The sequence below is a fragment of the Chryseobacterium sp. 27AL genome (genome assembly GCF_057815395.1).
The window spans coordinates 1-12,829 of sequence record NZ_JBYRIW010000016.1; the positions used below are offsets into that span (position 1 = coordinate 1).

General features: G+C 37.9%; 8 protein-coding genes. 1 reads left to right on the forward strand and 7 read right to left on the reverse strand.

Features of this window, described 5'->3' with window-relative positions; genetic code table 11:
- Positions 1-141 precede the first annotated feature (141 nt).
- The 7 genes from AC3WV0_RS16275 to AC3WV0_RS16305 form a co-directional block, all read right to left on the reverse strand.
- Positions 142-987 (reverse strand): SH3 domain-containing protein, encoded by an 846-nt coding sequence (locus AC3WV0_RS16275; protein ID WP_488847127.1) that lies wholly within the window; start codon positions 985-987, stop codon positions 142-144.
- A 17-nt stretch (positions 988-1,004) separates the two neighbouring features.
- Entirely contained in the window at positions 1,005-1,832 is an 828-nt protein-coding gene (gene prmA, locus AC3WV0_RS16280) for a 50S ribosomal protein L11 methyltransferase (protein WP_488847128.1), read from the reverse strand.
- Between the two features lie 666 nt (positions 1,833-2,498).
- Complete coding sequence (locus tag AC3WV0_RS16285; RefSeq protein ID WP_488847129.1) at positions 2,499-3,212, reverse strand: 3-ketoacyl-ACP reductase; 714 nt, start codon at positions 3,210-3,212, stop codon at positions 2,499-2,501.
- A 168-nt stretch (positions 3,213-3,380) separates the two neighbouring features.
- Complete coding sequence (locus tag AC3WV0_RS16290; protein ID WP_488847130.1) at positions 3,381-4,964, reverse strand: calcineurin-like phosphoesterase C-terminal domain-containing protein; 1,584 nt, start codon at positions 4,962-4,964, stop codon at positions 3,381-3,383.
- 83 nt (positions 4,965-5,047) lie between these two features.
- Positions 5,048-6,499, reverse strand: a complete 1,452-nt coding sequence (locus AC3WV0_RS16295; protein ID WP_488847131.1) for a SusD/RagB family nutrient-binding outer membrane lipoprotein — start codon at positions 6,497-6,499, stop codon at positions 5,048-5,050.
- Between the two features lie 10 nt (positions 6,500-6,509).
- Complete coding sequence (locus AC3WV0_RS16300) at positions 6,510-9,491, reverse strand: SusC/RagA family TonB-linked outer membrane protein (RefSeq protein ID WP_488847132.1); 2,982 nt, start codon at positions 9,489-9,491, stop codon at positions 6,510-6,512.
- Between the two features lie 321 nt (positions 9,492-9,812).
- Positions 9,813-10,553, reverse strand: a complete 741-nt coding sequence (locus tag AC3WV0_RS16305) for a glycerophosphodiester phosphodiesterase family protein (RefSeq protein WP_488847133.1) — start codon at positions 10,551-10,553, stop codon at positions 9,813-9,815.
- A 197-nt stretch (positions 10,554-10,750) separates the two neighbouring features.
- On the opposite strand from AC3WV0_RS16305, the gene ligA reads away from it, so the two are divergent.
- Positions 10,751-12,763, forward strand: a complete 2,013-nt coding sequence (gene ligA, locus AC3WV0_RS16310; protein ID WP_488847134.1) for an NAD-dependent DNA ligase LigA — start codon at positions 10,751-10,753, stop codon at positions 12,761-12,763.
- The last annotated feature ends 66 nt before the right edge of the window (positions 12,764-12,829 follow it).

Below are 12,829 nucleotides of genomic sequence, written 5' to 3' on the forward strand. Positions count from 1 at the left end.
CAAATTTGGAAATCTCAAAATATTCAACCAAGTATTCCGGTAGTAAAAACTTTAGTAATTCTTGTTCATTAGACATAATACAAAATTATCCTTTTTTAGTTTTCTCCCCAACTTTTGGTGTTGATCCTAAAACTATAATATTCATTTTATCTTAAAAGAACTGCCATCCCAAACATAAAATTTTGTTGCATATTTCTTCTTTTCCCGATCATTTTCATCCTTTTCCATTTGTTCCATTTTAAAGATAATCGTATTAAACACTCCCCCTTTGTCATTAGGAAAAATGAATTGTTCGGAATGATAATACACGTCAGCATCACCCACATTCATAAGCTGGGGAAGAGCAATCAATTTTTTATCCTTCAACAGAATATACTGATCATAGCTCGGAATTCCGCATGCTCCACCAGAAACAGTGGCTTTTAAAGTTAATTCTATATTTTTCAACTTATGACCGCTTTCAACATTAAAGGTGGCAAAATTCAGGCTTTCACCGGATCCTGTTTCAAAAGAAACTTCATCAATCAGAATATTTTCTTTTATCATTTTTACACCTGCCCTGTTTTGCTGTACTTCTTCATCTTTAAACTGTCCGTCTTTTATTTTAACCGTTTTCATCAGTCCAAAAAGAAAATCATAGCCGTTTTTGTTCCGGTAACCTACACAAAGATTTCCTCCCCATACATATCCTTCAGACATTTTACCTTCTTTCTGATATGAGACTTTATACCAGTTGGCAGCTCTTTCATCAAGCTTAAGAACAGAATCCTCTTTTTTAAGAATTAAAATATTGTGGTTGCTATTCAGCGAATCAAGGACCGGAGAAGCTACATCAGGAAGCTGCCGGATTCTTGTATTATCCGTAAAAATTTTCTGTGTATTGTTTTCTTCGAAGCTGAAGATACCATTTGTATACGTATCATGATCTTCCTGCGCCGAAAAAGTCTGAAGCATAAAAATAAATAAAATGGCGAAAAGGGATTTCATATTAATATTTTGTGGTGTTATTTTTCTAAAAGGAGACTCACCCACTCTTCCCGCTGAAGCTGTTTTTTAAGCTGAAGATTATTTTCTTTGCAGACTTCCAGAATATCATCCACATCGAAGAAGCACAATCCCGAAAGCAGTAATTTTCCGCCGTTATTCAATACCGAAACGTATGTTGGGATGTCTGAAATAAGAATATTCCTGTTAATATTTGCCAGAATGATATCAAAATTTTCTTTTCCAAGGTTTTCTGCAGTTCCTAGCTCGATATCCAGTTCAACATTATTTCTCGCTGCATTTTCTTTTGAATTTTCTACTGACCATTCATCGATATCGATTGCCTTTGTATCTCCGGCACCGATTTGTTTTGCATAAATAGCGAGTACTGAAGTTCCACAACCCATATCCAGAACTTTTTTTCCATTAAAATCCATATCCCTCATCTGCTGGATCATAAGATGGGTAGTCGGGTGATGCCCTGTTCCGAAAGACATTTTCGGCTGAATAACAATTTCATGCATTCCCGGAACTGACTCATGAAATTCTGCACGGATCAGCACTTTATCATCAATATTGATTGGCTCGAAGTTTTTTTCCCATTCTTCATTCCAGTTAATGTTCGGCATTTCCTGGAAAGTATAATCGATTTTAACCTCTTCGTTCTGAAAAAGCGGAAGCGTTTTTAAATCTTCTTCTTTAAATAAATCTTTCTGAATATATCCTAAAATACCATCAATTTCTTCTGTAAAGCTGTCAAAGCCGATCCCGATAAGCTCTGCCATTAATATTTCGTTCCAAGGCTGAAGCGGAGAAATCTTGAAATTGAATTCTAAATAATTTTGCATGTCAATAATTTGTTACAAAAATAAAACTACTTTTTTGATTTTACTGAAATATTGTTCTTTTGTTTTTAACGCAACGAGCACAAAGATTTTTTTAAAATTATTGAGAATATTTTTCGTTCGCTAAGGCATTTCACTCAGCAAAGTACAGTAAGAACAGCAGTCTGAAGAAGGAAGAATTCACGATTTAAAAGTAATGCTCTTTTTAATTTTACTGAAATATTGTTACTTTGTTTTTTAACGCAACGAGCACAAAGATTTTTTTTAAATTATTGAGAATATTTTTCGTTCGCTAAGGCGTTTCACTCAGCAAAGTACAGTAAGGACAGCAGTCTGAAGAAGGAAGAATTCACGATTTAAAAGTAATGCTCTTTTTAATTTTACTGAAATATTGTTGTTTTGTTTTTTAACGCAACGAGCACAAAGATTTTTTTATTTTTTGAGAATATTTCTCGTTCGCTAAGGCGTTTCGCTCAGCAAAGTACATTAAGGACATCAGTCTGAAGAAGGAAGAATCTATTTTTTATTTAGTGGAGATTCTTCACTCTCACTTCGTTCCCATTCAGAATGACAAACTTAATACATAAAAAAACGAACCGAAGTCCGCTCTTATTAATTATAGTTTCAAGTCTAAAAACTTTAAACCCAAAACATTAAATTTTAAATCAATTAAGGATTTGTAGAGAAGATTGATCCGTTGGCGATTAATGCTCTTCGGTTCATTTTAAGAATATCTCTCACCCATTCTGCAAAATCTTCCGGCTGAAGAACTTTATCAGGATTTCCGTCGGTAAGACCGCCCTGTATCGACATATCCGATGCAATCGTACTTGGAGTAAGTGTAATCACACGGATATTCTGTTTTCTCCATTCTGCCATCATGGATTGTGAAAGAGAAACCACAGCTGCTTTTGAAGCTGCATACGCCGACATATTCGGACCACCTTTTAAGCCGGCGGTTGATGCCACATTGATGATATCGCCTTCACCTTTAGACTTCAAATAAGGATAAACCGCCTTTGCAGCATAATACACCCCGAAGAGATTGGTTTTAATAACCTGCTCCCACGTCTCAGAAGGCATTTCTTCGATAGACCCGAAATCACCGATCCCTGCATTATTAATAAGAATATCGATTCCACCTAATTGTTCGGCCAGAGATTCGATTCCTGCTTTTACGTGTATTTCATTATCAACACTGAAAACGGCATATGCTGCATTTACGCCAAGCTTCTGAATTTCATCAACTGTCATTTTCAGGTTTTCTTCATTTCTTCCTGTAATTCCAATATTTACGCCTTCATGTGCCAATGCGAGAGCAACTGCTTTGCCAAGACCTCTTCCACCACCTGTGATGATGGCATTTTTTCCGTTGATGTTCATTATAATTATTTTATTGTTGATGCAAATTTACGAAAGATGATTTTCATACCATTGATGAATAATGCTATTATGCGTATAGACAGTAAAAATGATATTACAGATTCTATAAAATAAAACCGACTTCACAGGAAGCCGGTTTCTTTGAAAGTATAGTAATAAAATGAAAAATTAAGGTATAAGGATCTGATTCTGAACTTCAAATTCCTCTGACGCTGAAAACTTGTTTCCATACATGTCAACTGCTCTCACCTCAACCTTATGTTTTCCCAGAGAAAGCTTTTTGGAAAAATCTCCCGTCCAGATATGTTTTGATGTTTCGGGATTCGAAGGCCTTCTTCCCGGGAAAAGGCTGTTTGTGGTATCCCATTTGAAAACCGACATGGCAAAACTCGGATCTACGGTTTCGTCATACTGCATTTCTTCCCATTTATCATTATCTATTCTGTATTCCACTTTGTCTTTTTTGCTGCCCATAAAGAAGTTTGCCAATACTTTTGCAGAGGTCTTAGAAGGGAAAGGAATGACTTTCGGCACATACAGGTTGATCTGATAATCTTCCGGCTGACCTGCGGTTTTATATTTAATTTTATATTCATTATCATTAAAGCTGATAAAAGAATATCCTTTGGCTGTTCCGTCTCTCATGGTTGAGGTCGGCAATCCCAATGCATCTGATGTTCCCGACCACCAGTCGCCGCAAGTGGTTCCGGCATTGTATTCGTGAAGATCTTTTGAACCGTTCCAGCCCGCTTCTTTTCCGTAAAAAAGCTGTTGCTGAATATGCGTATGCGCCGATAGAATCAATGCATTTTTAAAAGGTGCTAAAAAATCAAATAACTTCTGACGGTCAGAATTCCTGAAATTATCTTCATTTTTATGTTCCAGCGGAATGTGGAAGGAAACGACGATCAGTTTATTTTTATCCACCAGCTTTAGGTCATTTTCTATGAATTTCAACTGGTCTTCACGGAAACCTCCCCAATATCCTTTTCCATCTCTAGGATCCGGATAGAGAATATCATCCAGCACGATGAAGTGAACATTCCCGTAATTAAAGGAATAATTGGCCGGGCCGAAATTGGATTCAAAAGTCTCATCGGAAAGCATATCTTCCTTCGCTTCATAATTCATATCGTGATTTCCCATTACATTGTACCAAGGCAATCCGATCTCTTTCATCACATCTGCGTAGGGTTTTTGCAGGCTTAAATTATCTCCTACCAAATCTCCCAGACTGATTCCCAGCACCGCATTTTTCTTCGTGCTTTTCACTTCGTTGACAATGGCTCTTTTAAAATAATCCAATTGTTTTTCCGTATACGGCTGAGGATCTCCGAAAACGAGGATGTCAAAATTTTTACTTTCGTTCTGTTTATGTAACGCAAAATTGATCTCTTTTGGAAGCTCGCCTGTAGGTGCAGATCCTTTATATTTAAAATCTGCCGGTGAGCCTTTTGGTTTATACTGATAATAATACTGAGGCAGGTTATTTCCATTTACCGGCGTCATGTATCCTGTAGGTTTGATGACAAATACCGATTGTCCTTCCATGATCGGCAGGCTGTATCTGCCGTTTTTATCGGTAAGAACTACCTGAGCACCATTGGAAACCGCTACTCCTTCAATTCCCTTCTCCCTGCTCTCTTTCTTCTGATTTTTGTTGAGATCTTCATAGACATATCCCGAAACAGAAGCCTGTGAAAATGCCATTGCTGAAATTAACATACATGGCATTAAAAATTTTATATTCATTGTATTGATATTTAAATTAAATTTTGGCTGAAGCCAATTTGATTATTTTTCTAAGAATCGGGCTAAAGCCCTACTGATGAGTTTTACGGTTTATTCCACCACATTTTTACGTTAATATTATCTCCTCCCATCTGCTGTACTGCGGCCTGATAATTACTCGTATTCAAAACTCTGGGATTTGGCGGATACATGAGCCTTGACGGCATTTCTGCGTTATTCAGTAAACCTCCGTTGTTGGGAAGCACCGGGAAACCTGTTCTTCTTTTTTCAAACCACTGTTGCTGGTCGACAAAGAATAAAGCGACATATTTCTGAAGCATGATTCTTTCCAGAGTGCCGTTGTAAGCAACTTTTGGATTGGAAAAATAATTCGCCGGAAATGTTGCTCCCCATTGCTCTATGGTAGCTTTTACTCCATTTTCGTAGAAGGTTTGTGCGTTTCCTGAAATAATTCCTTTGAAGGCAAGTTCTGACAAAATAAACTGCAATTCGGCATAAGGATACACCAGCATGTTTAGAGGTGCCTTGGCTAGATTCTGGTTCATATTAGAAGGCTGATAATCAAATACCGTCCCATATGCGTAGCCCGATGGTGCTCCTTTATACCCTATATTAGCTCCCGAAAGATTTTTGGCCTGACTGAAAAACATGGACATTCTCGGATCGCCGTTTGCTCTAAGGGTTTCAACAAAAAAATCAGAAGCAGCTCTTCCCGTGGTAAAATCCTGCGGTCTTGCAATGGGCGGCATCAAAGGAGCTACTCCTGTAACATTTAACTTTACCGTTTCTGAATTGCTTTGAAAAATAGGATAAACAGTCGGATCATTGACAATCTCCTGGATACGTTCGTATACATTGACCTCACCATTTCTTTTTAAAATTCTTGTCAGAAGCCTTAGAGAAAGAGAATTACAGAATTTTTTCCAATTAGTCACTCCGTTCGCATCATTGTTTGCATTGTAGAAAAGATCGGTTCCGGTTAATGGTTTAGTGGTTATAAAAAGTGAGTTTGCTCTTTTCAGGTCATCCAGCAGTTGAATATAAATATTTTTTTGCTGATCAAACTTTGGCTGGCTGATTCCTTCATCCAATCTTGAAGCTTCCGTAAAGGGAACATCACCATAAGTATCGGTAAGATTGGAATATGCCCATGCGTTAAGAACAAGGGATATGGCTTCGTAATTTTTATCATTACTGCTTACTGCCGCCTTTTTCATTTCATAGATCTGCTTGATCCATTTGTAACTGTTGTTCCAGTATCCTGCACCGGTATTTTCAGTGATATTGTAACGGCTCAGGGTATTTCCTTCGTTCGGAAAATCCAGGGAAACCTGCATGATATCAAACGTAAAGTCGTTAGCTCTTAAATATCCTACAGAAGCAAGATTGTATTGAAGAGGCGCTAGAAAGCTTGATACCTCGGGTTCGTAGATCTTGCTGTCGTCTACGTTTATTTCATCAAAATTTCTGTCGCACGAAGCTACTGTACATGTAAGCCCGGCAAGAAGAATATATTTAAATATTATTTTTTTCATGTTTTAAGATTTAAAATTTTACATTAAGCTGAAAACCGATAGTTCTTGAAGTTGGTAACTGCCCCATTTCAACACCGGGAGTAATGGTTGCATTATCTAAAGTAGCCGCCTCAGGATCAAACAGCGGAAACTTTGTCCACATCCAAAGATTTTTTCCGAAAAGTGCCAGGGTAAGGTCCGTTATCTTTAAAGGTGCCGTAACTGATTTAGGGAAAGAATACGCAATTCTGGCGTCTCTCAGTTTAATAAATGAAGTATCAAAGGTATTTGTCTCTACGTTGGCTCTTCTGTAATAATCTCCATAATAGGTAGATACCAGAATTCCTTTTGTGTTAGGAGAATAAGTACCGTCTGCATTCTGCACAACGCCCTGCCCAACAATCAGACCTCCGGGATTATCTCTTCCTTCAAGAGTATGCCCAAGCTTTCCTTGTTCAGTCATTTTATGGTGGGACTGTGAGTAGGCCATCCCTTTGTATTGTCCGTCGAACGAGAAGCTTATGGAAATATTCTTATACCTGAATTCATTCTGGATTCCGGCTCTCCATTTCGGATATGCATTTCCTATTTTCTTCATCTGTGCTGGTTTAGCGGTCAGCCCGTCACTTCCAAATATCACCTGTCCGTCCGGCGAATACATAAGCCCGTATCCGTAAAGATCTCCAAGTGACCCGCCTATCACGGCATTGTAGTAAACAGCTCCTCCAACGCTCGCATAAGTATATGGCTCACCATTGAATTCTTCAGGAAGCGATAAAATTTTATTTCTGTTCATAGACCAGTTTGCCGATACATTCCAGGAGAAACTTTTATTTTTTATCGGATATGCATTCATCATCATTTCGATCCCTCTGTTTCTGATTTCTCCGGAATTGATAACTCTTTGTGTATATCCTGTTTCCCATAAAACCGGAACATTCCTGATAATCTGGTCTACAGAATTACTTTGATATGCAGTAATATTGTAAGTCAATCTATTATTGAACAGACTAAAATCCATCCCTGCTTCTATATTGGTGATCATCTCCGGTCTGAGGTTAGGATTAAGATATCTGTTGGATATTTCAACAGATCCCGGAAATGAGAGACTTGGGTTATAGTAATTCAAAAGCTGATAAGGCTCTGTATCATTTCCGGTCTGCGACCACGAAGCTCTTAATTTCCAGAAATTGAACTTCTTGCTCTTCAATGCAAAAATATCTGAAAGAATAAATGATGAAGATACCGATGGGTAAAAATAAGAACGGTTTGCTTTTGGCAACGTGCTGCTCCAGTCGTTACGTGCTGTAACATCCAAAAATATTTTATCTTTATAACTTAATGATGCTAAACCATATACACTGCTTACCATTTTATCGTAAGGCTGCGGAAGATCAAAACGCTGCGCTACCGCATTAGTAAGGCTGTACACACCCGCTTTTTTCAATCCTAAAGCATAATAGTCTTTGGTAAGCTGCTCAAAATACTGCGTAGATCCACCTGCTGTAGCCGAGAAGTTGAAGGCACCGAAAGTATTTTTATAATTGATCATTAAATCATTATTAAAATTAAATCCGTTTACATACTGCTCTCTGTAATACCCCTGAAGAAAATTAGCAGAGCTCCAGGGTCTTTTCTGGGTTCGCAGCTCATCATTTATTGCCATTCCTGATCGTAGTAGAACATCGAAATGTTTATTGATCTGATAGCTTAGGCTCACGTTTCCAACGATATTTTTCTTATCTAAACTATTGGTCATCTCATAGGCAATGAGATAAGGATTGTCGATATATGAACTGAAAGGATGAATCTGATCAACCTGGTCCTTCCCTGCCTTCCAGATCGGTCTGTACCACGCCAGATCGACGTTTGGATTCTGGAAAATCATAAAATAGGAGATCGACTGGTTGTTGTATCCCGTTGCAGGAAGGTTATCACTTTTGGTTTGATTATAAGACAATTTGATATTGGCTTTAAACCTGTCGTTGATCTTATGGTCGACGGATATGGCAGCGCCCCATTTTTCAAGCCCCGTATTAGGCATCATCCATTCATTTTTAAGATAAGAAAGTGATGCTCTGAATGCTGTCCTGTCATTGGAACTTTCGATAGCAAGATTGTTTGAAAAAGTAGTTCCTACGTTCCAAAAATCTTTTATATTGTTTCTATATGGTCTCCATAGCTGTCTTTCTTTACTTTGCCCCTCCTCATTAGGATCATATTGAAAAAAAGACTGGCCTTCAAACTTAGGCCCGAAAGCGCTGCTGGTAGATCCCGTATTTACACCATCCGGCGATACGCCGTATGAATAGTAGTAATTTCCATTCTTATCTTTCTGCATTGTTCCCTGGCCATATTCATACTGATAATCCGGCCATTTTAGTACAGAATCAAAGCTTGTATAAGAGTTTAAGGATACCTGGATTTTACCATTTTTGGTTTTTCCGGATTTAGTAGTAATCATGATTGCTCCAAGTGCTCCTCTTGAGCCGTAAAGAGCTGATGCGCTTGGCCCTTTCAGAACGGTAATGCTTTCGATATCATCCGGGTTAATACTGCTGAGATCATTTCCGTAGTCAATCGGGACATCACCTCCTGCACCAGCTCCGTAAGCCGGGGTTCCTGTACCCACCGTCCTGGAATTTAAAGGAACTCCATCCAACACAATAAGAGCTTGGTTATCGCCCATGCTGCTCATAGAAACGTCCCCTCTCAGAGTAATTCTGGGGGTTGCCAATGGTCCTGCACCGGCGGTCTGAATTTTAAGCCCGGCTACTTTACCTTCCAGCGCACTCGTCCAGTGATTGTTCTGGGTTCTGAGGAGTTGATCGGAATTGATGGCTTCCGTAGAATATCCAAGAGCTTTATTTTGTCTTTTGATTCCTAAGGCGGTTACAACAACTTCGTCGATGTTTTTAATAGTATCCCTCTTCGCCTTTTGCTGAGCCAGCACATTTACACTGACTAATCCTAGTAATGATAATAGTAGTACTTTTCGTGTCTCTTTTCGCATATCCTTTTTGTTTGTGCAAAATTAGACCGACATTATCATTAAGATTTTAACCTGATTTTAACATTTATTAAAGGATTATTAAACCCTATATTAATTTATTTTTAACGAATCTTTATAGAGATTTGGTTCACAACCCTTTAAATTAGTTAAGCATATTTAATGCAAATTTCCTCATCTGTTTACGTAACTTTATTGTCTTTATTTAAGAAAATAAAAGATACCACACATCTACATGGATAATGCATTATCAAAAAATTTAACTGTACTTAACAAAAAAGTCTGCCTTAAAAAAAGCAGACTTCGTTATATTTTAAAAATTATTTATTTTAGCTGATCAGGAATATTTGTTGTAATAAAACCGATTCCCTGTTTTTTCAATTCATCTGAAACAGCAATATCGTTTACCGTCCAGGCATTTGTAATTAATCCTAGATCTTTCGCTTCCGCAATCCATGTCGGATTCTTCTGGAAAACACTGTAATGATAATCTAATCCGTCCAATCCTTCATCTTTGATCTGCTGCGGAGAAAGTTCTCCTTTCAGATATTGCACTTTGAATTTCGGTTCCAGCTTTTTGATTTCTTTACAGATATTTAAACTGAAGGAGATAAATTCGCACTGAGATTGCAGCTTCATATCTTTGATCATTTTGAGGGTTTTTGCCGTAAGCTCATCTTCCTTTTCTTTGGTTTTATCAGGTTTTATTTCAACAATCAGCTTGAGAGTCTTGTCTTTTTTTCCTTGTTTTAGATAATCTTTCAGGGTAGGAAAATTTTCACCGTTGGATAATTTTACTTTTTCAAGTTCTTTAAAATCGGTTTCGGAAATTTCCATTTTTGCATGGTGCTCATCGTGGTTTACGACCAAAACGCCATCTTTCGTCATTCTCACATCGAATTCAGATCCGTAAATCTTTAAATGTTGAGCATTTTCCAAGGACTTCAGAGAATTTTCTGTTGTTGGAGGCTGCGTCTGCCAATACCCTCTGTGGGCGATAATCTGGGTTTGTGCCTTCATGAAAACTGTGCTTGCTACTGCTAACCCTAAGATAAGTTTTTTCATAATATAAATAGTAATTCTTAATTGAATATCCGGTAAAATTCATGATCCGCCGAAAATTCAGATAAAATAATGAACAAATTTAGAAAGACATTTCTGATAATACTTTAAAATGAATATGAAATTTGTTTAATTTAATATTAAATCTAATCGCCAAAATCTCATAATACTTATTATTTTTGCTGAAAGACAGAAATCAAATGCCCGATAATCTCGAAAACATACAGCATAAAATAGAAGATCTTCGTAAAGAACTTCATCAGCATAACGAAAACTATTACCTTCTTGACACCCCTACGATCTCAGATTTTGATTTCGATATGCTGCTCGAAGAGCTCCGTGATCTGGAAGCAAAATACCCGGAATTCTATGATGAAAACTCTCCTACAATGAGAGTTGGCGGAGGCATTACAAAAGTTTTCCCTACCGTTCAGCATAAATTCAGAATGTATTCCCTCGACAATTCCTACGATTTTGACGATCTTGAAGACTGGGAAAAAAGAATTATTAAAACCATCGATGAACCCGTAGAATTTGTCGCTGAATTAAAATACGACGGCGCTTCCATTTCCATTCTCTACGAAAACGGAAAGCTTGCTCAGGCAGTAACTCGTGGCGACGGTTTTCAGGGTGATGAGATTACTTCAAACGTTCGTACCATTTCTGATATTCCTTTAAAGCTGAAAGGAGACTTTCCTGAACATTTTTTTATGCGCGGTGAAATTTATTTAACCCGAAAAAATTTCGATAAAATCAATAAACTTCGTGAAGAAGATGGCCTCGATCCGTTTATGAATCCCAGAAACACAGCAAGCGGAAGTCTGAAAATGCAGGACAGCGGCGAAGTTAGAAAACGGGGATTGTCGTCAGTTTTATATCAGTACATTTCCGAAGAAATCCCTGCAGAATCTCACTGGGAACTTCTGGAAAAAGCAAAATCCTGGGGTTTCAAAACGTCACAGCAGGCTAAACTCTGCACAACTTTGGATGAGGTAAAAGAATTTATTACCTATTGGGACATCGAAAGACACAATCTTCCTTTTGAGATTGACGGCATCGTATTAAAAGTCAACTCATTAAAACAGCAACGACAACTTGGATATACTGCCAAATCTCCCCGTTGGGCCATGGCCTATAAATTTAAAGCCGAAAAAGTTGAAACCGAATTACAAAGCGTTTCCTATCAGGTGGGAAGAACGGGAGCGATCACTCCGGTGGCCAATTTAAAACCTGTTTTACTGGCCGGAACCATTGTTAAAAGAGCATCCCTTCACAATGAAGACATTATTAAAAAACTCGATCTGCATGAGCATGATTTTGTATATGTAGAAAAAGGCGGCGAAATTATTCCTAAAATCGTTGGCGTAAATAAGGAAAAAAGAAAAGCCGAAAGCAAAGAAATAGAATATATTAAACACTGCCCTGAATGCGGAACAGAGTTGATAAAAATTGAAGATCAGGCGATCCACTTTTGTCCGAATGATTTGCACTGTCCGCCACAGGTTGTTGGAAGAATGATTCATTATGTATCCAGAAAAGCATTAAATATTGAAAATCTGGGAAGCGAAACCATCGAACAGCTTTACAGGGAAAAATTAATTGAAAACCCTGCCGACTTTTATGTTTTAACCAAAGAACAGCTCCTTCCTTTGGAAAGAATGGCGGAAAAATCTGCCCAGAATATTATTTCGGGTATTGAAAAATCTAAGGAAATTCCATTTGAAAAAGTACTGTACGGAATTGGCATAAAGCACGTCGGAGAAACGGTTGCCAAGAAATTAGTCAAAAATTTCCAAACCATAGAAGAACTTAAAAACGCTACGGTAGAAGAACTTTGCCAGGTTGAGGATATCGGAACGAAAATCGCTGTCAGCATCCTGGAGTTTTTCGCCAATCCGGAAAATGTTCTGATGCTGGAAAGATTAAAATCTTATGGAGTACAGTTAGAAAAAGGAGAAAGCACCAATGAAGTTTTATCGAACGTCCTGGCAGGAAAAACTTTTCTTTTCACAGGTAAGCTATCGTTGTTTACAAGAGAGGCAGCTGAGGAAATGGTAGAAAAGCATGGTGGGAAGAATATTTCCGCAGTTTCTAAGAATTTAAATTACCTCGTCGTGGGTGAAAAAGCAGGTAGCAAACTGAAAAAAGCACAGGATATCGGAACGATCGCGATCCTTGATGAACAGCAGTTTCTGGATTTGATAGAAAAGTAGTGATATTCTAAAATATTTAACATAATAAGCCATTGAGATTCTTTCTTAATGGCTTATTTTTGCACG